The sequence below is a fragment of the Winogradskyella forsetii genome (assembly GCF_013394595.1).
Lineage (GTDB): Bacteria > Bacteroidota > Bacteroidia > Flavobacteriales > Flavobacteriaceae > Winogradskyella > Winogradskyella forsetii.
The window spans coordinates 4,453,795-4,476,037 of the sequence record NZ_CP053348.1 but is presented as its reverse complement, the minus strand read 5'-3'; the positions used below and the strand labels follow the sequence as shown (position 1 = coordinate 4,476,037).

32 protein-coding genes are annotated in these 22,243 nt (G+C 32.2%); 11 read left to right on the top strand and 21 right to left on the bottom strand.

Annotated elements, in window-relative coordinates; translation table 11 throughout:
- Positions 1-11: 11 nt before the first annotated feature.
- From HM987_RS19285 to HM987_RS19240, 10 genes are all read right to left on the bottom strand, one after another.
- Positions 12-623 carry a hypothetical protein gene (locus tag HM987_RS19285; protein ID WP_179009665.1) on the bottom strand — a complete coding sequence of 204 codons (612 nt, stop codon included), beginning with the start codon at positions 621-623 and terminating at the stop codon, positions 12-14.
- Positions 624-969: 346 nt separating this feature from the next.
- The gene (locus HM987_RS19280; RefSeq protein WP_179009663.1) at positions 970-1,434 is read right to left on the bottom strand and encodes a hypothetical protein; all 465 of its coding nucleotides are present in this window, start codon (positions 1,432-1,434) and stop codon (positions 970-972) included.
- A 172-nt stretch (positions 1,435-1,606) separates the two neighbouring features.
- Positions 1,607-2,011 (bottom strand): hypothetical protein, encoded by a 405-nt coding sequence (locus HM987_RS19275; protein WP_179009661.1) that lies wholly within the window; start codon positions 2,009-2,011, stop codon positions 1,607-1,609.
- A gap of 216 nt (positions 2,012-2,227) precedes the next feature.
- Entirely contained in the window at positions 2,228-2,959 is a 732-nt protein-coding gene (locus HM987_RS19270; RefSeq protein ID WP_179009659.1) for a DUF6090 family protein, read from the bottom strand.
- Positions 2,960-3,125: 166 nt separating this feature from the next.
- On the bottom strand, positions 3,126-3,698 hold the full coding sequence (locus HM987_RS19265) for a hypothetical protein (protein ID WP_179009657.1): 573 nt from the start codon (positions 3,696-3,698) through the stop codon (positions 3,126-3,128).
- 200 nt (positions 3,699-3,898) lie between these two features.
- Positions 3,899-4,678 (bottom strand): DUF4304 domain-containing protein, encoded by a 780-nt coding sequence (locus tag HM987_RS19260; RefSeq protein ID WP_179009655.1) that lies wholly within the window; start codon positions 4,676-4,678, stop codon positions 3,899-3,901.
- A 148-nt stretch (positions 4,679-4,826) separates the two neighbouring features.
- Complete coding sequence (locus tag HM987_RS19255) at positions 4,827-5,273, bottom strand: hypothetical protein (RefSeq protein WP_179009653.1); 447 nt, start codon at positions 5,271-5,273, stop codon at positions 4,827-4,829.
- A 179-nt stretch (positions 5,274-5,452) separates the two neighbouring features.
- On the bottom strand, positions 5,453-6,214 hold the full coding sequence (locus tag HM987_RS19250; protein ID WP_218645599.1) for a suppressor of fused domain protein: 762 nt from the start codon (positions 6,212-6,214) through the stop codon (positions 5,453-5,455).
- Positions 6,215-6,310: 96 nt separating this feature from the next.
- Positions 6,311-6,709 (bottom strand): hypothetical protein, encoded by a 399-nt coding sequence (locus HM987_RS19245; RefSeq protein ID WP_179009651.1) that lies wholly within the window; start codon positions 6,707-6,709, stop codon positions 6,311-6,313.
- Between the two features lie 150 nt (positions 6,710-6,859).
- Positions 6,860-7,354, bottom strand: a complete 495-nt coding sequence (locus HM987_RS19240) for a hypothetical protein (protein ID WP_179009649.1) — start codon at positions 7,352-7,354, stop codon at positions 6,860-6,862.
- 234 nt (positions 7,355-7,588) lie between these two features.
- Between HM987_RS19240 and HM987_RS19235 the strand changes: the two genes are divergently transcribed.
- Positions 7,589-7,924, top strand: a complete 336-nt coding sequence (locus tag HM987_RS19235; RefSeq protein WP_179009647.1) for a single-stranded DNA-binding protein — start codon at positions 7,589-7,591, stop codon at positions 7,922-7,924.
- 420 nt (positions 7,925-8,344) lie between these two features.
- The gene (locus HM987_RS19230) at positions 8,345-8,695 is read left to right on the top strand and encodes a hypothetical protein (protein WP_179009646.1); all 351 of its coding nucleotides are present in this window, start codon (positions 8,345-8,347) and stop codon (positions 8,693-8,695) included.
- Here HM987_RS19230 and HM987_RS19225 read toward each other — a convergent pair.
- Positions 8,692-9,177 (bottom strand): CBS domain-containing protein, encoded by a 486-nt coding sequence (locus tag HM987_RS19225; protein ID WP_179009644.1) that lies wholly within the window; start codon positions 9,175-9,177, stop codon positions 8,692-8,694. The genes HM987_RS19230 and HM987_RS19225 overlap by 4 nt on opposite strands.
- Positions 9,178-9,296: 119 nt before the next feature.
- Here HM987_RS19225 and HM987_RS19220 point away from each other — a divergent pair, with 119 nt between their 5' ends.
- Together HM987_RS19220 and HM987_RS19215 are read left to right on the top strand one after the other, a co-directional pair.
- The gene (locus tag HM987_RS19220) at positions 9,297-10,106 is read left to right on the top strand and encodes an NAD(P)H-binding protein (protein ID WP_229724533.1); all 810 of its coding nucleotides are present in this window, start codon (positions 9,297-9,299) and stop codon (positions 10,104-10,106) included.
- A gap of 88 nt (positions 10,107-10,194) precedes the next feature.
- Positions 10,195-10,911 (top strand): hypothetical protein, encoded by a 717-nt coding sequence (locus HM987_RS19215; protein ID WP_179009642.1) that lies wholly within the window; start codon positions 10,195-10,197, stop codon positions 10,909-10,911.
- 54 nt (positions 10,912-10,965) lie between these two features.
- Here HM987_RS19215 and HM987_RS19210 read toward each other — a convergent pair whose 3' ends face one another.
- On the bottom strand, positions 10,966-11,493 hold the full coding sequence (locus HM987_RS19210) for a hypothetical protein (protein ID WP_179009640.1): 528 nt from the start codon (positions 11,491-11,493) through the stop codon (positions 10,966-10,968).
- A gap of 173 nt (positions 11,494-11,666) precedes the next feature.
- Between HM987_RS19210 and HM987_RS19205 the strand changes: the two genes are divergently transcribed.
- From HM987_RS19205 to HM987_RS19190, 4 genes are all read left to right on the top strand, one after another.
- On the top strand, positions 11,667-12,620 hold the full coding sequence (locus tag HM987_RS19205; RefSeq protein WP_179009638.1) for an NAD-dependent epimerase/dehydratase family protein: 954 nt from the start codon (positions 11,667-11,669) through the stop codon (positions 12,618-12,620).
- A 121-nt stretch (positions 12,621-12,741) separates the two neighbouring features.
- Complete coding sequence (locus tag HM987_RS19200) at positions 12,742-13,227, top strand: DUF892 family protein (RefSeq protein WP_179009636.1); 486 nt, start codon at positions 12,742-12,744, stop codon at positions 13,225-13,227.
- Between the two features lie 81 nt (positions 13,228-13,308).
- Positions 13,309-14,865, top strand: coding sequence for an alkaline phosphatase D family protein (locus tag HM987_RS19195; protein ID WP_179009634.1), 1,557 nt, complete (start codon positions 13,309-13,311; stop codon positions 14,863-14,865).
- Between the two features lie 55 nt (positions 14,866-14,920).
- Positions 14,921-15,361, top strand: coding sequence for a nucleoside deaminase (locus HM987_RS19190; RefSeq protein ID WP_179009632.1), 441 nt, complete (start codon positions 14,921-14,923; stop codon positions 15,359-15,361).
- Positions 15,362-15,506: 145 nt separating this feature from the next.
- On the opposite strand, the gene HM987_RS19185 is transcribed toward HM987_RS19190, so the two are convergent.
- The 3 genes from HM987_RS19185 to HM987_RS19175 all read right to left on the bottom strand — a co-directional run bounded on the left by HM987_RS19185 (position 15,507) and on the right by HM987_RS19175 (position 16,668).
- The gene (locus HM987_RS19185; RefSeq protein ID WP_179009630.1) at positions 15,507-15,794 is read right to left on the bottom strand and encodes a GIY-YIG nuclease family protein; all 288 of its coding nucleotides are present in this window, start codon (positions 15,792-15,794) and stop codon (positions 15,507-15,509) included.
- Between the two features lie 264 nt (positions 15,795-16,058).
- Positions 16,059-16,214: a GIY-YIG nuclease family protein gene (locus HM987_RS19645; RefSeq protein WP_229724531.1), complete on the bottom strand. Its 156-nt coding sequence runs from the start codon at positions 16,212-16,214 to the stop codon at positions 16,059-16,061.
- A 139-nt stretch (positions 16,215-16,353) separates the two neighbouring features.
- On the bottom strand, positions 16,354-16,668 hold the full coding sequence (locus HM987_RS19175; protein WP_179009628.1) for a GIY-YIG nuclease family protein: 315 nt from the start codon (positions 16,666-16,668) through the stop codon (positions 16,354-16,356).
- Here HM987_RS19175 and HM987_RS19170 point away from each other — a divergent pair.
- Positions 16,668-17,021 carry an ISAon1 family transposase N-terminal region protein gene (locus HM987_RS19170; RefSeq protein ID WP_179004828.1) on the top strand — a complete coding sequence of 118 codons (354 nt, stop codon included), beginning with the start codon at positions 16,668-16,670 and terminating at the stop codon, positions 17,019-17,021. The two genes, HM987_RS19175 and HM987_RS19170, sit on opposite strands and share 1 nt — an antisense overlap.
- Positions 17,008-17,994: an ISAon1 family transposase gene (locus HM987_RS19165; RefSeq protein ID WP_179004830.1), complete on the top strand. Its 987-nt coding sequence runs from the start codon at positions 17,008-17,010 to the stop codon at positions 17,992-17,994. Before HM987_RS19170 ends, HM987_RS19165 begins: the two co-directional genes overlap by 14 nt.
- A 495-nt stretch (positions 17,995-18,489) precedes the next feature.
- On the opposite strand, the gene HM987_RS19160 is transcribed toward HM987_RS19165, so the two are convergent.
- From HM987_RS19160 to HM987_RS19145, 4 genes are all read right to left on the bottom strand, one after another.
- Complete coding sequence (locus HM987_RS19160; RefSeq protein WP_179009626.1) at positions 18,490-18,645, bottom strand: hypothetical protein; 156 nt, start codon at positions 18,643-18,645, stop codon at positions 18,490-18,492.
- 61 nt (positions 18,646-18,706) lie between these two features.
- The gene (locus tag HM987_RS19155) at positions 18,707-19,192 is read right to left on the bottom strand and encodes a hypothetical protein (protein WP_179009624.1); all 486 of its coding nucleotides are present in this window, start codon (positions 19,190-19,192) and stop codon (positions 18,707-18,709) included.
- A 19-nt stretch (positions 19,193-19,211) separates the two neighbouring features.
- A complete protein-coding gene (locus HM987_RS19150) occupies positions 19,212-19,781 on the bottom strand; it encodes a hypothetical protein (RefSeq protein WP_179009622.1) in 570 nt (189 codons plus the stop codon).
- 111 nt (positions 19,782-19,892) lie between these two features.
- On the bottom strand, positions 19,893-20,294 hold the full coding sequence (locus tag HM987_RS19145; protein WP_179009621.1) for a hypothetical protein: 402 nt from the start codon (positions 20,292-20,294) through the stop codon (positions 19,893-19,895).
- Between the two features lie 684 nt (positions 20,295-20,978).
- On the opposite strand from HM987_RS19145, the gene HM987_RS19140 reads away from it, so the two are divergent.
- On the top strand, positions 20,979-21,212 hold the full coding sequence (locus HM987_RS19140; RefSeq protein WP_179009620.1) for a helix-turn-helix domain-containing protein: 234 nt from the start codon (positions 20,979-20,981) through the stop codon (positions 21,210-21,212).
- Positions 21,213-21,281: 69 nt separating this feature from the next.
- On the opposite strand, the gene HM987_RS19135 is transcribed toward HM987_RS19140, so the two are convergent.
- Both HM987_RS19135 and HM987_RS19130 read right to left on the bottom strand, forming a co-directional pair.
- Positions 21,282-21,719, bottom strand: coding sequence for a JAB domain-containing protein (locus tag HM987_RS19135; protein ID WP_179009619.1), 438 nt, complete (start codon positions 21,717-21,719; stop codon positions 21,282-21,284).
- A gap of 85 nt (positions 21,720-21,804) precedes the next feature.
- Complete coding sequence (locus tag HM987_RS19130; RefSeq protein WP_179009618.1) at positions 21,805-22,203, bottom strand: hypothetical protein; 399 nt, start codon at positions 22,201-22,203, stop codon at positions 21,805-21,807.
- Positions 22,204-22,243 lie beyond the last annotated feature (40 nt).

Here is a 22,243-nt window from a genome sequence, read left to right as displayed (position 1 = left end):
TGTGTACAGTTTTATTTCTTTTCAAAATCTTTTTTAAGTGTATTTAGTTTTTTAATAATCACATCTCGGTTTTTACTGAATTTTACCCATTGCGGTAAATTGGTTATCATCGAATATTTATGCCTGCCATCGTCCTCTCTAAGTTTGGCATTAACATATTCCATTAAATAATCTAAGTGGTCTACATTATATAGCCAGAGAACATTGTCTTTTATACTTGTTTGAAGCCAAAGGTCAAATCCAAAGTATGGGTCAGTGGCTTTGTCATTTCTGTAGCGATACCATTGAATCTTATATTCTCTCGTTGCCTTACAAATATCACATGTTATTTCTGATGTATCATATGGTTCTTTGGTTGGTTCTGTTGAATGAGATATTGCACTTCCACAATTTCCGCATGCTCGGTTAATAAACCCCTGGACATAACCTGACCAATTTTTCTCATTCGTTTCTTGAAATCCGCAATGATTGCAGTTACAAACAGATTCATGTCCACGAGGAAAAGGAATTGTATACTTCGGTAGTTCTGTCTTTACCAAGGCAGGTTTAGAGCATTTTGGACATTTAATCCAAATTTCTTCACTAAAGTACACTGTCGGATATGCAGGTTTATTGAATCTCATTTTTTAATGTCTTGTCCTGAAATATAGCTACAGGTTAAAATTGTCCCGATAGCTATCGGTATAACGGTGCTTTTAAATACATCATATTAGGTGTGTTATCGTTTAAAGATAAATGTAATCTTATTCAATTGTATAATTTAATGGTATTTTTTGTTGCTCGTTTGGAGGGAGCAATATTTATAAAAGTTTGGTCGAGATATGATTGTAGCCAAGGGAAAGCGTAAAAACCAGCCTTTGCAATAGTTAAATAGGGATTGGTATACGATGCAGAATATAAAAGTAAGCTAGTAAAAAATTAAAGGGATTTTACTTGTTTTTTAGCACATTGCTTTGTTGTAGTGCATTTTTATTCTTTTCTACAATCAAAAATAAACTCATTACTTGGGCTTATTTTATATTTAATCAAATCACCTTTTTTAAATGTTTTATAGTATTCGATAGGTTCAAATACTTTAATTCCGTTTGATAAAATAATTTTCCTATTGAATATGTTTATTGATTTTATTGTCGATTTTCCCTCGATTTTTTTTCCGCTTTTTAAGTCAGAAGTAAGCTTATTAACTTCTTTTTTAGAAGTTAAAAATCCAACTGTCAAAGGAATTAGCATAACAAGAATAAATCCTAATGTTCCAAATAAAAAGTTCACACTTTTATGCCCATAAGCAATGTACGCTGGAATTCCGCCAATTATTGTTCCGACAACAACTATTATCAAATAAAATTTAAATTGTTTAGTTCTATGAGACTTGTGTTTTTGAAGTTCATTTTCAAGATTTATTTTCTCTTTATTCGTTAAAATGACTTCTTTCATTAATTCAAGGTCTCTGTTTTCTGTAAATGCACTACAACGTGATTGTATAAGATTAGTGGCGTATTTAAGCACCTAATTTAGCAAATAAACACCAGATAGAAAATCACGTAGTGATTTTCGTAAGCTGGCAGTGACTTAGCAATGAACTATAGCCGGTATTGTAGCTCGTTTTTTATTCAGTTGGATACATTCTTATATTTTCCATTTCAATTGTTGGTGGATAAACAATTTCAAAGTCTATTGATTGAAAATCATCGTAGCTCACGTCAAAACGTTTAAGAATTAAGTAATTGCTTCTTATTTCATACCACTCATTATTTTCTATTGTTTCTTTAGTTAAAAAGAAAAAGGATAAAGTATCATTTACTGACTCATCAAAAATTTTATCCTGTGTTCGAAATCCACCTAATCTAAAAGTCGACATAGGTAGAATTCTATTTGTTGTATTTTCGGCACTCAATGTAGTGTCAGGATATTTATAGTCCATCGTAAAATATAATTCAAAATCTGATTCATTACGTATATTAAATTTATAGGTTTGCTCGACTAAATCCTCACAACTAAGTAGTGTAATCAAAATTAAAATCAGACTGAATCTTTTCATTTTATTTCAGGTTTTTCTCAAATGTGCTACAACACAGTACCTATGAGTAGTTGCGTGGGTTAGCACTCAACTTTGCAAGTACACACCAAACTTAAAATCCGCGATTCCCGACACTTCGGGATTCGTAAGTAGGCGAGAACAAGCAATTACTTATAGCCATTGTTCTGCTTTCGTTATTTTTTTACAAATTTAATTTTTTCGAGTGTTAAGTTCAATGTCAATAAGTTCTATCAAGTTCCGTAAATCACCTTCGAGATTTTTATAAGCTTTTATCATAAATCGTTTAACGTCTATGTTTGTTCGAAGTGTTCCTTTCAAATAATTATCATCGTATAAGTTTTCTAAATCAATTGGATATCCAGTTTTTGAAATATTATCAATAATAATCTTGCCGTTTAATTGTGGTATGACTTGGTTTAATTGAATCTGATTATCATATTCAAGTTCTTTCATTTCAATATAATAATAACGAGCGGAATAAACTGTAGTTATTTGTTGCCTTAAACTATCATTTTTAATTAGGTTTATTCCTCTAGACTTCAGGTGGTCATATGCAGACAGATTTCTCAATTGAGTAGTTGTTCCTAAAAGATTTCCATAATGTACATTAAGCGAATCCATAAAGGGCTTTCGTTCTTCAATTTGCTTAAGTACTATCAAGTTCGAATTATATAAATCTTTGTTTTTATTAATGTTCCAAATACAATCTTTCATATCTTTTTCGAGATTAAATTTCATCTCTGTCAAAAGTTCAATTTCTTCAATACTCGCCTTATGGTCGGTGTTCCAATTATTTAATTGTAGAGCAATCAAAATTCCAATAACGACCAAAATGATTTCCCCAATTGCGTAAATTAAATACTTGCTGAACTTATTTTCAGTCAGCAGTTGTTGTCTAATTTTTCTAAAGAATTTTATCATTGGTTAGCGGTTTGTCATAATGAAGCACAGCGTTTTGTGTATGGTTATTTGTGTGGTTCAGCAACTAATTTAGTAGACAAATACTTGCCAGAGAAAATTCCGAAGGAATTTTCCAAATAAGCACTTGCCAAAGCAATTAATTATACACCGTGTTATGCATAGTTTTTTATTCCCATTCTATCTGTTCGGTTCCTAAAATAAAATTTGAACCATCTGTAAATATAAATTCAAATTGCAATGAAAGCAGTTGATTTAATTCTGGTCTTTGATGTATTGTAAAAGTTTCGAAGTTAAAATTTGATTTGCCTCCATCTCCTATTAGATTTATATATTCAATGTATTCATTCAAACTAGCATTGATGTTTGACATTTCACTTCCTTTAAAATATTCTACGCTGATTAAGTCGTTTAAAGAATTTCCAGATAGATAATCAGGTGAAAAGTCTTGATTTGAAGTTACGTTTACATTATTTATCCATTTAACTGGATTATATGTGTCATCACATCCAGTTGCATAGGCTGACTGAATAAGCTTTAAATCAAATTTCGTTAATTGAGCAATAACAGTTTCTTCTGTTACTATGTCAAATTCCAAATTGCTATTTAAGGATATAAAAGTATTAATAGGTACAAAAGTTATATTTGTTATTTCAGTATCATAGTTTTGGCAGTCTCCGCAAGCAGTTATTATTATTAAGAAATAATAAACTAAAAATATTATGCTCAATTTTTTTTTCATTACTTTTTTTTTATTGGGTAGTTGAGAAAACTTTGAAATGGTTGCTTTTCCGTTGCTGTATTTTTAAATTATGCAAAACGTGTTTGTATATGGTTTGTTACGTGTTTTAAGCACCTAATTTAGCAAATACAAACTAAATAGAAAGTCCGCGAGTCCCGACACTTCGGGATTCGTAAGTAGGCTAAAATTAGCAATTAATTTTATGCGGTGTTGGCAATTGGCTTTATTTTCAGTTTATTCAAAATATTAGTTTCATTTTCTTTCAATATTCTGTCTATAGATTTCCAATCTTTATTTACAACTAACTTTTTTAATTCCTTCCAGGTAATTTGATTTAAACTGTCAGACCCATATTCAATTTCATTGTCAATAATCTCTATTGCATTTTTAGTTATGCGTTGTTTCAATTCCGAGAACAGAATTAAGAAATGAGAATTAAAAATGTCATTTCCACCACATTTTGAATAGTACGGGAAAATATATGGTTGACTTGTTATTTTTTTTGTTGAATTATATTTTTCAAAAAAGGGTAGAGCATTCGTAATTATTTTTTTCGAAAGATAATCGGCTAATATTAAATACTCTTCTGAAATTCTAAAGTGTTTTCTGATAGACTTGTCTATTTCCTCGATTTTTTTTGAACCAACTAAATAGTATTCATTCGTAAGTCCTTGCCAACAGTAAGGAACTAATCCTATTCGAATTACAATATCATCTTTCGCTCCAGTCCAACTTCCACGATTGTCAATATCGATAACTTCTAACAAGTCGTTCGTAAGTCGATAATGCTTTCTGCCTTTTTTTATAAATCCGAATTCTTTTAGGTTTGTTCCAATTATTTTATTCAGCTCATTGTAAGCAGGTTTCCATTGTTCTTTAGGTAAGCTTTTAAAAACTTTGATTTTCCCAAATTCCGGTTTTTCAGATTCAGTATTTGTGCTCTGTCCTTTGGTTTTTCCGAAAAGTTTGAAGAAATTCATTATTGTTTTTTTAGCTTGTTGCTAACAGTTAGTATAAGAATAGTTGCGGGTTTAAGTGCGAGAATTTTCCGAAGGAAAATCAGAAGTTACAAACACGCAACGACCTTTTGATTAAGCACTATTTTATACGGTGTCGTGCCTTGTTTTTTTACCATTCTCGCCAATCTTCAGTTATGTCTTCATTTCTGCCATTATAACCTTTCAAATGTCCAGCTAAGATAATAATATCAGCAATTTGTTCTCTTTGACCGGTTTCTATTAATTCAAATTCACACTTTTCATTCAAATCATTAAGTCCAAGAACAACATTTTTGACACTTATCATTCCTTGTTTTTTTGAGTCAGAGTTTGAAATTTCATCAAGGAAGTTGTTAATTAATGTCATACATTTTTCCACATCAGATTTCGTATATTCAGCTTCTCCAGGCTCGATATATTCTATCATTCCTGTTTTTAAATTTTCAGATGTTTTTTTGATTTCAGCGTTCTCTTTTAAATTCATTTCTGGCGTATTTGTTTGTTTTATATTTCCATTTTGTCCGCAAGCAAATGCAGTAAATAAAATCAGGTTTAAGACTAAAAATTTGAACTTCATAAGGTTTCTCTTAAATAAGGCACAACGTGTTTGTGTATAATTTCGTTGCGTGGTTTAGCACGTAATTTAGCAAATAAAAACCGAATAGAAAATCAGCGAGTCCCGACACTTCGGGATTCGTAAGTAGGCTAGAACTAGCAATAAATCATATACGGTGTTGGCAACTGGCTTTTCTTTTTTTAGTTCTTAAATATTCTATTCCAAACGGATTTTTTTGAAATCAGATTTTCTCTATTCAAATCCAAAACTTCTTTTCCATTCGCTTTAATTAATAAATCCAATAATTTGCTATATCCATTTTCTATTTTAAATTCCATCTCGTTTTTATAAAGTGGAAGCACATTGTAAATATTTATTTTCCGTCCATTTTTATTTATTTCTGTAAAATCCTTATCGAAAGTTACAGAAGGTAGAATTAAAGCTCCGACATAGTCAGTATCAGTTGCGTAAGGCGTTAAATCTTCTTCCGCTTGTATTGTGTGTCCAATTCCAATCCAAGTATCGTAAAAGTGTGGGAATTTCGCAGTTCTTTTAAGAATCGATATAATCCAATCATTTTTATTTTCTCCAGAGTAAACTTGTCCAAAATCAATAGTTTTTGGAATAAGCATCATTAATTCGGCAAATTCCAAATCTTTTACGTTTTCTGCTTGTTCGTCAACATTCATTTTTAACGTACTCATTCCAGAAGTCAAAAGTATGTTGAATGACGCGTTTTCAGGTTTTATTAAATAAACATCAAGATGTAAATCCAAAGTCGGGATTTCGTGAAAAACTGAAACTAATTTATCATCAAAGAATTTGCTTAAATGGTCATCAATCCATTCAGCGTGTTCGTGGTAATGTTTTCTGTCCGAGAACGGATTTTTGTATTCAGCCATAAGTTCGTTTTCAGCTTGTTGCCAACGTTGTTGTATATGGGCTGTGGCGTGTCTCGGCACAGACCTTTCCTGATAAAAACCGGCGTTGGAAAATCCGCAGGATTTTCCAAGTGTGGACCGACCAAGCCATAGCTTATATACGGTGTTGTAAACAGTTTATTCTTTCTTCTCAAAATAATAAATAATACTTTCTTGTTCTTCGCTATTTAGTTCTAATTGATAATCTTTAGATATTACAAATGCTTTATTATCGATTGAGATTAATTTAGATTTTTCGTTATTTTTAGTAACAATTATAAAATCAGTTCCGTCATTAATAACTTTCCATGTTACTTTTTCTTTGTTACCATTAGTAACCATTTCCAAACTTTGGTCTTTAAAAAAATGTATTTCAAGTCTTAAATCGATTCCCATAATTTCTCCTTCTGACTTCATTTCCTTTAAAATCCAATTTCCACATAATTTTTCAGAAATCTCGTGAATATTTAAATTTTCTGTTTGACAAAAAACATTAGTAAAAGCGAACAAAAATATTAGTAGTATTAGTTTTCTCATAATTGTTTACAACGTTCCTCGGCTATAGTTTCGCTGCGTTGGTTAAGCATTAAAGTTAATAAATAAACAACAACCATTCACAGATGCGTAGTTTTTCCAAAGGAAAAAATACGTAGCAGTAAACTATAGCCGATGTTAGCACCAGTTTTTTTAATTTTTTGTTTTGTAACAACTAATTCCCCAAATATTCAATTTATCTAAAGAATAATCTATTTCCACTGTGTTTTGGTCGATAACTTTAAATTCATTTCCGTCTTTATAATTTACATCAAAAATGTCGTTTAAATTCAGAGTGTCATTTTTCCGATTTGCAAATCTCAACGACATAGTTTCGCCATTTCCACTCCAAGTTCCGTTTAAGTTTATAATGTCATTTTCAGCTTCTGTTTCAACTTCATTTTCCAGCGTTATTTCTGGATAAATACTCATATAAAAATCAAAAGTTCCATTAGGAACTAAAGTCATTTTTATTAGAGCCATATCATTATCTCCACTCAAATAAACAACAGTATCGTTAAGAATTATATTTTCAGATTTAATAATTTCCGCTTCAGTATTCAATTCTGCATTTTGGGTCTTTTCAGATTTCTTACTTTGGCAAGAAAATATGATTAAAATCAAAACTATAAATATTGGTATTCTCATCGTTTCTCTCAAATTGGTGCTAACACCTAAATATACGTAATATATCCAATATTCATAAAAAACCATTAATACCAACTCCAGTCAACAATAAAACGGTTTTAAGCGTTTACAATTAATTACAAACGAATGTAAATAAGTAAATACCGATTAACATTTGCAAGCCCTTATAGCTTTGCAGTGTCGAAACATAAGAACTCGATAGTATTAACTGTTTAACTATTAAATTTAGAAATTATGAACACCATTAAAAACAAAGTACAGTTGATTGGTAACTTAGGCAAAGACCCAGAAATCACCAATTTTGAATCCGGAAAAACCTTAGCAAAATTCTCTATCGCTACCAACGATAGTTATAAAAACGCGAAAGGCGAAAAAGTTGAAGACACACAATGGCATAACGTTGTGGCTTGGGGAAAAACCGCAGAAATAATTGAAAAATATGTCACCAAAGGCAAGGAAGTTGCCATAGAAGGAAAACTAACCACAAGATCTTGGGACGATAAAGATGGCATTAAGCGCTACATAACGGAAGTGGTGTGTAGTGAGCTGCTTATGCTTGGGAATAAATAGTATTTATATAGATAACTCTTTAACACATTTAAAAAGGGCATCAGAATTTTTGACAAACACTCAAAAGCTCTGATGCCTATTTTAATTAATACCAAGTAATGTTTAAAATTGCTGTAAAGGAAAATCAACATCTGGTAGCAAATTCAACCAACTTAATGATCAACATTTAATATATAATCACTTATTGAAGACGTTTTTGCTATCGCAAAATTAGGACTGTTTTCAAAATAGATTATAAAAACATATAGCTGAAAAATTTAATGCATTTTTTATTTCGTTATTACGACAGTCTTTTGTTGGGGTTTGCCTGAACAATCCATGAATCAATTAAGACTTATACATTGAAAAACACTGAGGACAAAATCATTACTAGCAGTTTAAAAGGATTTTATTTATCTTGTAAACACTAAAGTTTAGACCATGCGCAAAAAATGTCCAGAATGTGGCGATGTCATCGTTGGTAGGATTGATAAAAAATATTGTAGTGATGGCTGCAGAAATGCCCAAAATAACCGTCTGAACAAAGATTCTAAAAACCTCGTCAGAAATACAAATAACCGATTAAGAAAAAACTATAGAATACTTGAGGTGCTCAATCCCAACAAAAAGATGAAATGTTCTCGAGCCAAACTGATAGAAAAAGGCTTCGATTTCAATTACTTTACAAGCATCTACACCACAAAAGCAGGAACTGTTTACTATTTTGTTTACGACCAAGGTTATTTACCGCTCGAAGGCGAGTACTATGCTTTGGTAAAACGCGATGACTAAGAACCGCCCTTAGTGGTACTGTTCCAATTCTCCCCTTTAAGTTCCAGAGCAGCAATCAGGATATCCTTTTGGCTAATTTGCCCAACCAATTTTCCGTTTTCGACAATTGGGAAACGACGTCTTTTGGACTGTAAAAATTTATTGGCAGCATCAAAAACATCTAAGTTACCGTCAATGGTCTCGACGTTTGTAGCCATACGTTTTTCAACATTGTCGTGCTCCAAGGGCATATTATAATAGCGACTTTCACTTAATTGTTTGAGGCAATCGCCTTCAGAAATAATCCCAACCAGTTCCTGCCTATCATTAACAACAGGACCACCGGAAATTTTATGCTTAATTAATGCCTCCACCACTTCTTGAACGGACTGATCAGGTCTAAATGTTATAAGATTAGTAGACATATAATCCCTTACTTTTAGTTGAGAAGACCCTACAGTATTCTGCTGCCTTCGCGCTCCTTGAAAACTTTTAATTCCCATAACGATTATTTTTAGATTAGTGTGAATATTAAAGTTACTGAAAATTAATGATTTAAAAAAATCGAAAAGAAAAAGGATTTATTAATTGTATTTTTGTCGTTAATATCTATTCGTTTATCTTGAAAACACAAATTAGCGTCATCGGTTGTGGTTGGTTAGGTTTACCATTGGCAAAAACTTTGGTTAAAAACGGGTTTGTGGTCAAGGGTTCTACAACTTCAAAAGACAAATTTGAAACGCTAAAAAAATATCAAATTGAACCATTTTTAATCACTTTAAATGCCTCCGAGATCAAAGGAAACTGTGCTGAATTTTTAACAGGAAGCGATACAATAATCATTAATATTCCTCCAGAATTACGGAAAAATCCAACCAAAAACCACGTCGCCGAAATAGCCCATTTAATACATGCTATTGAAGTATCCTCAGTTAAACATGTACTCTATATAAGTTCTACTTCTGTTTTTGAAAATGAAGCCAATTTTCCTGTTACTACAGATGAAACTAAGCCAAATGCCACCTCAAACACTGCCAAACAACTTATTGAAATTGAAAATAGGCTTCAAACAAATTCCAATTTTGAAACCACCATTTTACGTTTTGGTGGTTTGATAGACGAAGAACGCCATCCCGCAAAATTTTTATCGGGCAGAAATGATATTTCAAATCCAGATGCGCCAATAAATCTAATTCATAAAACAGACTGTATCCATATCATTTTGGCCATTCTTGAAAAAGACCTTTGGAACCTTTCCGTGAATGCCGTGTACCCAAAGCATATTACAAAAGAAACCTACTATACAAACTATTGTAAACAAGAAAATATATTGCCCCCAAATTATAATTCATCAGAAGAAAGTAAAGGGAAAATTATCGATAGTTCTAAATTGGTACAACTTTTGAATTATACTTTTAAAGCAGAACCATAGAATTTATTAGTTTTTTAAGACCAATTCATATAAAATTTTATAGTTTTAGCCCATTAATTTTTAAAAATAAACCATTAAAGTCATAGAAATGAAGACGATTACCATTGCAATACTTATGCTTTTTTCAGCAAGCATCTTTGCCCAGACAAATACAGAATTAAAGCAACACTACGAGGCCTTTTATAAACAAATGAAACAACAAGGTGATGTTCAAGGCATTATCAATGCTATGACCCATCTCGATGTTTTAGAACCTTCCGTTGCGCGTAAAGATACGTTGGCATACATCTACCTTTCCGAAGGGCAGCACATGCAAGCCTTAAACACCATAGGTGTAGAAAAAAACCCTACCGATTCTGATATGAATGTTGAAGTAAAAGCTTTAGCTTTAAAAAATCTGAACCAACCAAAAATGGCTTTAGAACATTTTGAAGAACTTTTCAAGCGTAAACCTAGTGTATATTTAGCTTATGAAATGGCTGACATGAAGCTTCAGACGAATGATTTAGTAGGTGCAAAACTAAATATTGATTATGCATTGGCCAATGTAACGGATGATATGAAACGTGCGTTTTACGAAAGACAGCAACCTTATGAAACCTCAATGAAAGCGGCTTTATTTTACCTGAAAGGCTTATTGAAATTTACAGAAAATAAAGAAGCAAATATGGATGCTGCCTTAAAATTAATGAACGATGCTTTGGCTGTTGATCCAAATTTCAATCTGGCAAAAGTAAGCCGAGAAGCTTTAGAAGCTCAAAAAGCACAACGTGCCCAAAAAGCAGCTACCGACAAGAAAAATTAATCGAATTATTGGATTCCTTATAAAAAAAAGCAGCTCAAATTGAGCTGCTTTTTTTTATTCTGGCTCAATTTTATCATACATATCCCGTTCCAGCTTTTTATTGATCTGATAATTCAGATTCGAAAACGCGACGAAAAGCTCCTTTATACTTCGTAATTTATCTTCTCTATCAATATTATCTATAGTCAAACGTTCGTTTAACTTTAAAAGGGCAGTTGCTATAACGGCATTGCGGGAAGTTATAGGGTTCGTTCTTAAGTCATTTGGCAATTGTGCTGTAAATTGATCAATAAACTCTTTCAGCATTTTTTTCTCTCCATTAAAAAACGAAAAATCAGCGCGCTTCAAATAACTGATCTGTGTGGCTAATTCTTGGTATTTTTCCCAAGTGGCAATGGCATCTTCCCCTTCAGGACTCAGTGCATAATCATTGTAATCAATATCCTCAATGGTTTTTGCTGAAATACGCGCATTTTGTTCTGCAGTTTCTGCCGTCTCAGTTTCACTAGCATTGCTGTTATCATTACCGCATCCTAATAGAACAAAGCAGCAAAAGCATATGACGATATATATATTCTTCATAGTTGTTTTTGTTTGAATGGTAAAGATACTCAAACTATCTATTTTCATTATTTAGTATTTTCATTTTAAAAATTAAGATGAAAACATCGCAAGAAAACCATCTTATTTTTGAAAATTTTATTATTCACAAGTATTTATTCTTATTACTTTTGTTAATTATTTAATTAGAGCATATGTCTTCAAAAATATTGATCATTGGTGCCTGTGGGCAAATTGGAACGGAACTTACCATCAAATTGCGAGAAATCCATGGTGTGGATAACGTTATAGCAAGTGATATCAATACTCGAAATTTAGATTTAGTAAATGCTGGACCCTTTGTGATTTTAGATGCCAAAAACTTTAATGCCATTAAAGATTGCTGTATCAACCATAAAATAGATACGGTTTACCTTATGGCAGCATTGCTGAGTGCAACTGGCGAAAAATACCCGATGGAAGCTTGGGATTTAAATATGAATTCGTTGTTTCATGTGCTCAACTTGGCGAAATCCAAGCAAATTAAAAAAGTGTTCTGGCCAAGCAGTATTGCTGTTTTCGGACCATCAACACCAAGAACACAGACGCCTCAACATACCATTTGCGAACCCACAACAGTTTACGGAATTACCAAACAAGTCGGTGAACGTTGGTGCGAATATTACCATGAAAAATATGGTGTGGATGTCAGAAGCATACGTTATCCAGGCATTATTAGTCATAAGGCCATGCCAGGAGGTGGCACAACAGATTATGCTGTGGAAATTTATCATGAAGCTATAAAAGAAGGTAAATACGAGAGTTTTTTATCTGAAAACACCCATTTACCGATGATGTTTATGGATGATGCCATTAAAGCCACGACGGAAATCATGGCTGCAAATTCAGAGCATTTAAGCATACGTTCATCTTATAATTTATCGGCAATTAGTTTTTCTCCTAAGGAAATTGCCGAAAGTATTCAAGCAGAAATGCCAAACTTTAAGATAACCTTTAAACCAGATTTTAGACAAGCCATTGCAGACAGTTGGCCTTCGTCCATTGATGATAGCGTGGCCCGAAAGGATTGGAATTGGTCACATGATTTTAATCTACATACGATGACAAAAGTGATGTTGAGAGAATTAGCCAAAACGTATAAATCATAAAGGAATACCAAGTCTTAGGGAAATTACAATTTATTTATTAGGACTAACATTTTTAGTAATTGCAATAAGCTATTCAACAGTTTCTGAATACATTGAGTTTTATACTTAAAACATAAAACCCATGGAAAACTTAAATGATTTATTTGAAAAAGAGCTGAAAAACTTATATGCTTTAGAAAAGCAAATGCAAGATACTTTCGAGACCCTAGAACCCCTAAAACCAAAAGGCTTAAAAGCCTGTGTTGAGAAACTAAAGAAACGGAATACCTCAGATTTAAACACCGTGCAGGAAATTGCAAATAATTTATCCATAAATCCGGGCAATACGGTGGATAGCGTCGCCGAAGAAATGTTGGATAATATTTCGGAAATCTCAAATATGGAAGCGATGCCAAGCAAAGTGAAAAATGCAGGAATGGTAGCCTCTTTATACCGACTGGTCAGCTATAAAACCGTAAATTATTACAATGTGAGACGAATGGCAAAAGCCATGAATATGAAGCTGGAAGCGAGACAGCTCAGACCTATTAAAGTAAAAAATGCGGATATTGAGTACCAATTGAAAGTGTTGGCACGAAAAAAAATCTATAAAAAGGCGGCGAAATAATAAAGTACGATCATTAATTTTCTCAGCAATATGGGTTAATTTCATCTAAGGAATTAAAGCTTTTTTATATTAAATTTGTATATGAAACATTCAGTTTATATTCTATTATTTTTATGCTGTTACTTGAATTCTTGTGGTGTAAAAAATAAAACGTCCGAACCTACAGAAATCAAAGAAAAAGTAAACCTTTTATCAGAATTACAGAATCCAGACCTCAAGCCTTTTTATTATGGTGTGGCTTCAGGCGATCCTTTGCAAGATGCCGTAATTATCTGGACCAAAATAGAACCAAAAAATGAATTAGCCGAAGAAAAGGTGACTTGGCAAATGTCCAAGGATTCTCTTTTTAATAGCATTGATAAATCTGGTATTGCGAAAACGGATGCTTCCAAAGGCTATACCATCAAGGTCGATGTGACCAATCTTTCTGCTGGCACGTATTACTATTATCGTTTTATTAGGGAAAATGACACCTCTTTAGTTGGAAGAACCAGAACAGCTCCTAAAAACGCCCAACAATTAAAATTTGCAGTCGCGAGCTGCGCCAATTATGTTTGGGGATATTTTAATGCTTATGGTCGTATGGCTGAAGAAGATGATCTCAACGCCATTATTTTCCTTGGTGATTATATATATGAATACGGCGCCCGAAAACCTGAGCATATCATTGACAACAGAAATCACATTCCAATTAATGAGATCGTCACACTTGAAGATTATAGAACAAGATATGCACAATACCATTTGGACGACGATTTAATGCAAGCACATTTAAAACATCCATTTATACCTGTTTGGGACGACCATGAGGTTGCCAATAACGCTTATATGAGCGGTGCACAAAATCACAGCGATGATGAAGGTAGTTATGAAACCCGAAAAGCGGCAGCCATGCAGGCCTACTACGAATGGTTGCCAATTAGAGAATCTGAAAACCATTATAGATCTTTTAACTTCGGGAATTTAGCTGATTTAATGATGTTGGATGAACGTTTAGCTGGCCGAACAAAACAATTAGGCTATAATGATCCTGAGAAAAATTCTGAGTCGCATAGCATTCTTGGCGAAAAACAATTTTCATGGTTTGAAGAAGAGTTGGAGCAATCTAAAGCCAAATGGAAATTAATAGGAAACCAAGTGATTCTGTCTTATCAATATTATGATAATCCCAATCGAAGGTTCAATGTGGATACTTGGAATGGTTATCCCAAAGACCAGTCACGGATGGTCAATGACTTAAAAAAAACTGAAAATGCCATTGTACTGACAGGTGATACGCATTCTGCTTGGGCATTTGAAGTTACAGACGATCCATTTAAAAATTATAATGCCGAAACAGGTAAAGGTGCGGTTGCTGTGGAAATAGCAGTAGCAAGTGTTAATACTGCCAATCATAATGAGCTCTTTTCAGATTCCTTGGTTACTGCGCATGAAAAAAATATGCTGAACCCAAAATCAAACCCGCACCTCAAGTACCTCAATCGAAGAGATCATGGTTATGTCTTGCTGACACTTACCGAAAAACAAGCACTTGCAGAATATAAAGTGGTGCCAACGAATAAAAAGCGAATGTCTGGCGTTGCTGTAGATACAAGTTTTGTTATACAGTCTGGTACTACCAAGATTGGTAATAAATAACCTGCCTACAATTGAAGCGCATAAAAACGCCATAATGTAAATAATCAATTTCAATATGCACGATAAATTTCTAAAATTAGCCATCAGCGAGGCAAAAAAAGGATTAAATGAAGGCGGTATTCCCATAGGAAGTGTCCTTGTTCATAATGGAAAAATATTGGGTCAAGGTCATAACAAAAGAGTTCAGGATTCAAGTGTTGTGCTGCATGGCGAAATGGATGCCTTAGAAAATGCTGGCAGACAACCAGCAACCATTTATCAAGAATCTGTTATTTACACCACTCTCTCACCTTGCCCAATGTGTTCTGGTGCCATTTTGCTCTACGGAATTCCAAAAGTTGTTGTTGGAGAAAATAAGACGTTTTTGGGAGCAGAAGCGCATCTAAGAGCTAATGGTGTCGAAGTTATAGTTTTAAATAATGAAGAGTGTATTACCATGATGACAGACTTTATAGAACACAGTCCTGAACTTTGGAATGAGGATATTGGTGTTTAGTTAACTAAAACACAAAAAAGCCACTACTTTCGTAATGGCTTTGTTTGACTCGGCTTCTTAGGCTCGAACTAATCCCGAAAGCTTTCGTCCCGATAGTTATCGGGATGATTAACAGTCAGATGCTCTAACCTTTTTTTCGTCAGCATCAATCTTTATAATTTTCAAGCAGCCTGATAGTAATCTTAGGATATTTTAGAAGATTCTCAATATAGATTTTGCTTTTCATTCTTTTAATATGAGCTTCAACTCCCTTACCTTGTACTTTGCTCTTGCAGTCTATTTTATAGAAAAGCTCCCTATCTTTGGCGTTGTAAGTATATTTTCGCGATTCTGAATTTTCGTGAAATACTAATCGAACATCCAAATCAGAGCTATATCCAACATAATATCGTGATAGTTTTTCAGAATATAGAATGTAACAGCAATGACCCATGGCATTCGGTTTAAAACAAAAAAGCCACTACTTTCGTAATGGCTTTGTTTGACTCGGCTTCTTAGGCTCGAACTAATCCCGATAGTTATCGCGATGATTAACAGACAGATGCCCTAAACTTTTTTCGTCGGTATCAATCTTTGTAATTTTCAAGCAGCCTGATAGTAATCTTAGGATATTTTAGAAGATTCTCAATATAGATTTTGCTTTTCATTCTTTTAATATGAGCTTCAACTCCCTTACATTGTACTTTGCTCTTGCAGTCTATATTCTGAAAAGCTCCCAATCTTTGGCGTTGTAAGTATATTTTCGCGATTCTGAATTTTCGTGAAATACTAATCTAACGTCCAAATCAGAGCTATATCCAACATAATATCTTGATAGTTTTTCAGAATATAGAATGTAACAGCAATGACCCATGGCATTCGGTTTAAAACAAAAAAGCCACTACTTTCGTAATGGCTTTGTTTGACTCGGCTTCTTAGGCTCGAACTAATCCCGAAAGCTTTCGGGACTCAGTTTAACAATCAGGTGCTCTAACCTTTTTTTACTGTTGGTATCACTCATTATATTTCTCCAGCAGTTTGGCTGTAATCTCAGGATGCTTTAAAAGATTCTCAATATAGGTTTTGCTTTTCATTCTTTTAATATGGGCCTCAATTGCTTTCCCTTGTGTCTTACTCGTACAATCAATTTTATAATAGAGTTGCCAATCTTTGGCGTTGTGAGTAAATTTTCGTGATTCTGAATTTTCGTGAAATACTAATCGAACGTCCAAATCAGAACTATATCCAACATAATATCGGATCAATCTCAAAAGTTGTGTGTGAGTTGGATAAATAATTTGATCTTTGCCCAAAAAAAGATCGTACATTGAATTTATCCCTAGACCTGCTCAAGTTACTATTACCAGAATTACTAGTTTCACATTTTGACATCACTAGACATAGTATAGAACAAGATACTGTCCATCTGTATTTTGAAGAGAAAAAAGATACGCCTAAAGAAGAAAAGAGCCGTACCCTTATAGCCCACGGTTTTCATAAACAAGTGACCGTTCAAGATTTTCCTTTGCGCGGTAAAAAAGTATTCTTGCATATAAAGCGTCGGCGTTGGCTCGATAAACCCAGCAAAGAAGTTGTACAAAGAGATTGGAATCTAGTAGCACAGGGAACTCGTATGACCGTAGAGTTTGCTGCTTTTTTAAAAGTACTTGGTCAGTACTAAGGCTAATGACTGTCATACCATTGGTCGTTTTTATGGCGTTAATGGTAAGAAGCTCGGGCGGCAGTATCGAGATTATCTTAGTGAGTTTAAAGACTGGAAAGCCAAGAAACATGCTAAAGAGTGGCTCGTCTTTCCTGAGAACATGGGCAAGTATTTATCCATTGATGAAACAGCTCTCTCCAAAGGTGAACTCTATACCATTATCACCAATAAAAAAGCTAAAGGCAAGAAAGGAGCTATAGTAGCTATTATGGCAGGAACTAAGGTGGAGCCTATTATAGAACAACTCCTTAAAATTCCTAAATCAAAAAGAGATAAGGTTAAAGAGATCACCTTGGATATGGCCAACTCTATGAAGTTCATTGCTAAAAAGTGTTTTCCCAAAGCTATACAGGTTACCGACCGTTTTCATGTACAAAAACTAGCTTTAGAAGCTTTGCAAGATATCAGAATAAAACATCGTTGGGAAGCTATAGATATGGAAAATGACCAAATTAAACAGGCTAAAACTATCGAAAAAGAGTTTATCTCTGAAACATTTAATAATGGAGACTCCAGAAAGCAACTCCTTGCCAGAAGTAGGTACCTGCTCTATAAAGCGCCTAACAACTGGACTCAAAACCAATACCTTAGAGCTAAAATCTTATTTGAACAATATCCGGATATTAAAAAAGCTTATAATCTGGTACAAGGACTTAGGAATATATTTAATACCGCTACTTCTATACAAACAGCTTATACTAAACTCGCCCACTGGTATAAAGATGTAGAGGCTACAGGATTTAGGGCTTTCAATACTATTGCAAATACAATTACCCTAAACTATAGATCGATACTCAATTATTTTATTAATAGAAGTACTAATGCATCCGCTGAAGCTTTCAATGCCAAAATTAAAGCCTTTAGAGCACAGTTTAGAGGTGTCAAAAACATAGAATTCTTCCTCTTTAGATTAACAACAATTTTTGCCTAACACACAACATTTAGGCATGATCCATAATATCGTGATAGTTTTTCAGAATATAGAATGTAACAGCAATGGTTCATGGTCTTTAAAGATAAAACAAAAAAGCCACTACTTTCGTAATGGCTTTGTTTGCTCCTCTTCTTAGGCTCGAACTAAGGACCCTCTGATTAACAGTCTGTTAAATATACTTATCAAATAATTTCTTTTATTTTCATTTGTTTGATTATCAACAGCTTAAATAATTCTAAATTTTCTCTTTATTTCAAATGTTTACACATATTGACTAAAATGTTTAACCTATGTTTAACCTGTACTAGAACTATTTAAAATATTTGATATGAGTAATAGAACACTTTATATAATTATTTGAAGAGCTGATAATTATAATATGCTCTCTTTTTGATGGTACAATATAATCCAATAAATTCTTAATTTTTTCAGATTTAATAAAATATTCAATCTTTGCTCAAATATCTGCTTTATAATAAAGCCATAAATCCACTAGCCTTTTATTTTTATATTTTCAAATAACTTTTCATTACATCTATAAACAACATACTCATAATTATCTATCAAGATAGTTTCTTCCTCACTAAGTTTAAATTCATAATGTTCATATTGTTGACCAATTGAAAATGGTATAAAATCTGTTTTCATTAGCTATTGGATATAAAAAAACCACCTACTTTGAGGTGGCTATTTATTAATGGGAATCTTATCAGAAACCATCTGTTTCATATTCAATTACTAAATCCTCACTAAGTATATTATAACTTAATGTTGCAATATATCTTGAGTCCGTATTTGTAAATAGAGGTTCTAAATCTTCATTCACTAAAACTGTATCATCAGAAAGTTTAGTGATTTTAACATTAATTGAATTTAACCTCATTCCTAATGGATTGTTTGAACCATCAGGAACAAAATCAACAACTTCAAGTTTAATGCCTATTGTGTTTCCTGATAGTTCTTTGAAATCAGAAATGAGTTGAGTTGTATTACCTGTCCAAGTGTTATTTGAAACTATTGTTCCATCACTTATAAACTCAACACCGAAGTTGTAATCATCTATTTGGGTTGAAACTTCTCCACTAAACTCAATTCTATATTCTGGTATATCATCTCCTTGATTTGAATCATCATCACTTGAGCAATTGAACAAAATTGTTGTAATAAAGAGTAGGGTGTAAATTGTTTTTTTCATAATTGATTATGTTTTGTTTTTATAATAATTCTTTTAATTCTGAGACATTTGAACTTTCTAATAAATTCCAATATTGTGTATTACAGAGATGTGTAAACATTATTGTATTAATAAAATCATTTCTATCTACAAATACAGATTTACCATTAGCCAGTTTTATATTTAAGTGTAGGTTGATTTCGCAATGCATTTCATCTTTTTCATCTCCAAACCAATATATTGAAAGCATAAAATATTGATTTAGCCATAAATCTTCATTTTTGGTAAACCACTCAATTACTTTTTTTGGATTGAAATGAATCTTTTTATAAATAGCTAATTCATTTTTAAAGTAATCTTCATTTCTATGATGGTTTGAAATTTCACTTAATACCTCATATAGTTTCAAGAACTTATCTTCTGGTGTTCTTGAATCAAAATAATCAGGTAATCTTACCCAATTACCATCAATGAAATACATAAAACGTTTTGATTCTTCTACTTTAACTTGTTTGTACTCATTATCATATTCCAGAAGCCACCATTTAATTTTAGACATTCTGTAAATACCATCAAGGGCAAGTGATTCAAATTTTAGGATTGGATTCAATACTATTATAATATTAATAGACTACTCATAATTTCAACTATAAGAATCATTTATAGATTTATCTTTTTTAAACTCTTAACTTTATTAATTCTCTCTTTTAAAAATATTGGTCTATTCATTAGGATACATATTTTCAAATGTATAATTAGTTCCATTGTCATTTATAGTTAATGTGCTACCATTTATTGTTCCTGTTACATTACAACTTGAAAACACAAAACCACTATTATTACATTGACCAAAAAAGTTCAAAATAACATTAGGTTTATCATATATAAACTCTCCTTCAATATCTTCATTATAAAATTCCTCTGAACCAACATCATAAAATGGATGGCTTATTCTCATATCATTCCCTACTGAGAAATATATGTAATATCCTCTATCACTTTCTTCATGTTCCCATTCAGTTTGATTTATTGAATCTGGTGTTGGAACATTATTACTTTCATCATCACTTGAACAAGAAAAAAATAATGAGATTGCTAATAATACTAAAATTGTGTGCTTCATAATATTGATTTTATTTAATAATTTAGTTGAAATGCTTTGTTCTATTGTAATGCTAAAATTGAATTTCACTCTTTGTCAGTTCTTTTGATTCTATAGATAAATTGAAGTAATTTATCATAATATATAGTGTTATGAATTATTACTAGTACTACTACCATAATAAATAAAGACACAAAAAAGACCTCCCAGTTGTAACTATAAATCTCAATTGAATTTCCATTTTGAAAAACAGTTGTTAAATGAAAAAAACTATATCTAGCATTAATCATTTCCAAATATGCATCGTGTTCCCATTTTGTATCTTGCCTTAATGCTCTATACAAATAATCATTATCTGTTAGTTTTTTAAACTTATAAGCTAATAGGTTACTTATGAATACTGAAATAACTATACTTAGTATGTAATATTTAAGTCTATTCTTTGATTTAATATTTCTTTTGTCATTCATTATAATTTATTTAATTCATTGAAAATAAAATTATTACATAAGGGTCTTCAAAATTATTCATAAATGAATAGCTTTATCATTAAAACAAAATAACCTAATACTTCTATTCTATAAAAGTCTTGAATTTCCTTTTATCTAAATAAGTCCTTCATATTTCAAATATATTGATTTATCATATATGATAACCAACTAATTATCATATACAACAACTTTGTTTATCTAGTATTTCTAATAAATGATAGACAAAAAAGTATTACAAATTGCTATTGGTAAAAGGATTAGAGAGGTAAGAGAAGTTAAGAAAATACCTCAACAAGATTTAGCTGGTGCATGTAATATTGAAAAGTCAAATTTAAGTCGCATTGAGGCTGGAAATACAAACCCAACACTATATACTTTAGGTAAAATAGCAGATAGATTATGTGTTTCTCTATCTGAATTATTAGACTTTAAAGAAATTAAGAAATAGCTATTTATAACTATCTCTCAATTTTCTTTTTATTTAAAATAGCTCAAAAAGCAACTGTTATAACTTCAATCACATTTTCAATTCATCTATAAAACTATAATATCCATTGTTAGTTATAATTAGATGGTCAATTAACTCTATATCTAAATATGCTCCAGCTTTTTTCAGTTTTTTAGTCAAGCTTAAATCTGCATCACTTGGTTTTAAATTACCACTTGGATGGTTATGAGCAATTATTATACTTGAAGCATTACATTTCAAAGCAACACTAAAAACTAATTTTGCATCTACTACTGTTCCAGAAACTCCACCTTTAGATAAAGGATATATACCTAGCACTTGATGATTTCTATTGAGCAATAATACTTTAAATTCTTCTTGTAATTCTATAATTTTTTTAGACCAACAAGAAAGGAACAAATTATATGTGTCCTTGCTATTGGTTATTTTAATCTTATCCTTATTTCCTGAAGAATAAGAAACTCTGATTTCTTTAATTGTATTCATATTTGAAAAATTAAAATGTCCAAAACCTATACGCGCACTTATAATAAGTTGTATAAATTTTGGACACAATTAAACTATTTTGCAGTTATGCAATTAAAGGATGTTCCTCAGGCTTTAAAGATTCTGAAACCACAAAGTCATCAATAGTTGACTCACTCATATCATCTTTTCCTGATGGTGCAGGTGCTTCTTCTGGAACATATTCATATCTATGCGATAGTTCCACAATCTCACCAGTTTCCTTAATTGTATATGAATAAGGCTTACAAGGTTTCTTAACAATCTCACCTGGTACTTCAGACCCAACTAGAGCCTTACAGGTTGCTTCATCAAAGGTGCTTGGGATTGAGGTTTTTCTAATTGTTGCATAGAAGTTACCTGTTTCTTTTGACTTTACTAATTCTACTCCACCTTGAATAGTTAGTGCAAAGAAAGTAGAACCATCATCTGATTCTCTTTCATTAAAGTTTACAATTTGTACCATGTTTTTAAAATTTTGAGTTGAACTTTTGTTTTGTTCCAAA

Coding starts and splice junctions, on each gene's coding strand:
- HM987_RS19255 (WP_179009653.1), bottom strand. CDS start 5,273: ATGAAGTTCAAATTTTTAGTCTTAAACCTGATTTTATTTACTGCATTT.
- HM987_RS19285 (WP_179009665.1), bottom strand. CDS start 623: ATGAGATTCAATAAACCTGCATATCCGACAGTGTACTTTAGTGAAGAA.
- HM987_RS19190 (WP_179009632.1), top strand. CDS start 14,921: ATGCACGATAAATTTCTAAAATTAGCCATCAGCGAGGCAAAAAAAGGA.
- HM987_RS19195 (WP_179009634.1), top strand. CDS start 13,309: ATGAAACATTCAGTTTATATTCTATTATTTTTATGCTGTTACTTGAAT.
- HM987_RS19240 (WP_179009649.1), bottom strand. CDS start 7,354: ATGAGAATACCAATATTTATAGTTTTGATTTTAATCATATTTTCTTGC.
- HM987_RS19200 (WP_179009636.1), top strand. CDS start 12,742: ATGGAAAACTTAAATGATTTATTTGAAAAAGAGCTGAAAAACTTATAT.
- HM987_RS19265 (WP_179009657.1), bottom strand. CDS start 3,698: ATGAAAAAAAAATTGAGCATAATATTTTTAGTTTATTATTTCTTAATA.
- HM987_RS19215 (WP_179009642.1), top strand. CDS start 10,195: ATGAAGACGATTACCATTGCAATACTTATGCTTTTTTCAGCAAGCATC.
- HM987_RS19225 (WP_179009644.1), bottom strand. CDS start 9,177: ATGGGAATTAAAAGTTTTCAAGGAGCGCGAAGGCAGCAGAATACTGTA.
- HM987_RS19135 (WP_179009619.1), bottom strand. CDS start 21,719: ATGAATACAATTAAAGAAATCAGAGTTTCTTATTCTTCAGGAAATAAG.
- HM987_RS19145 (WP_179009621.1), bottom strand. CDS start 20,294: ATGAAGCACACAATTTTAGTATTATTAGCAATCTCATTATTTTTTTCT.
- HM987_RS19210 (WP_179009640.1), bottom strand. CDS start 11,493: ATGAAGAATATATATATCGTCATATGCTTTTGCTGCTTTGTTCTATTA.
- HM987_RS19260 (WP_179009655.1), bottom strand. CDS start 4,678: ATGAATTTCTTCAAACTTTTCGGAAAAACCAAAGGACAGAGCACAAAT.
- HM987_RS19245 (WP_179009651.1), bottom strand. CDS start 6,709: ATGAGAAAACTAATACTACTAATATTTTTGTTCGCTTTTACTAATGTT.
- HM987_RS19645 (WP_229724531.1), bottom strand. CDS start 16,214: ATGGGTCATTGCTGTTACATTCTATATTCTGAAAAACTATCAAGATAT.
- HM987_RS19155 (WP_179009624.1), bottom strand. CDS start 19,192: ATGAAAAAAACAATTTACACCCTACTCTTTATTACAACAATTTTGTTC.
- HM987_RS19235 (WP_179009647.1), top strand. CDS start 7,589: ATGAACACCATTAAAAACAAAGTACAGTTGATTGGTAACTTAGGCAAA.
- HM987_RS19160 (WP_179009626.1), bottom strand. CDS start 18,645: ATGAAAACAGATTTTATACCATTTTCAATTGGTCAACAATATGAACAT.
- HM987_RS19280 (WP_179009663.1), bottom strand. CDS start 1,434: ATGAAAGAAGTCATTTTAACGAATAAAGAGAAAATAAATCTTGAAAAT.
- HM987_RS19140 (WP_179009620.1), top strand. CDS start 20,979: ATGATAGACAAAAAAGTATTACAAATTGCTATTGGTAAAAGGATTAGA.
- HM987_RS19185 (WP_179009630.1), bottom strand. CDS start 15,794: ATGGGTCATTGCTGTTACATTCTATATTCTGAAAAACTATCACGATAT.
- HM987_RS19230 (WP_179009646.1), top strand. CDS start 8,345: ATGCGCAAAAAATGTCCAGAATGTGGCGATGTCATCGTTGGTAGGATT.
- HM987_RS19205 (WP_179009638.1), top strand. CDS start 11,667: ATGTCTTCAAAAATATTGATCATTGGTGCCTGTGGGCAAATTGGAACG.
- HM987_RS19130 (WP_179009618.1), bottom strand. CDS start 22,203: ATGGTACAAATTGTAAACTTTAATGAAAGAGAATCAGATGATGGTTCT.
- HM987_RS19270 (WP_179009659.1), bottom strand. CDS start 2,959: ATGATAAAATTCTTTAGAAAAATTAGACAACAACTGCTGACTGAAAAT.
- HM987_RS19175 (WP_179009628.1), bottom strand. CDS start 16,668: ATGTACGATCTTTTTTTGGGCAAAGATCAAATTATTTATCCAACTCAC.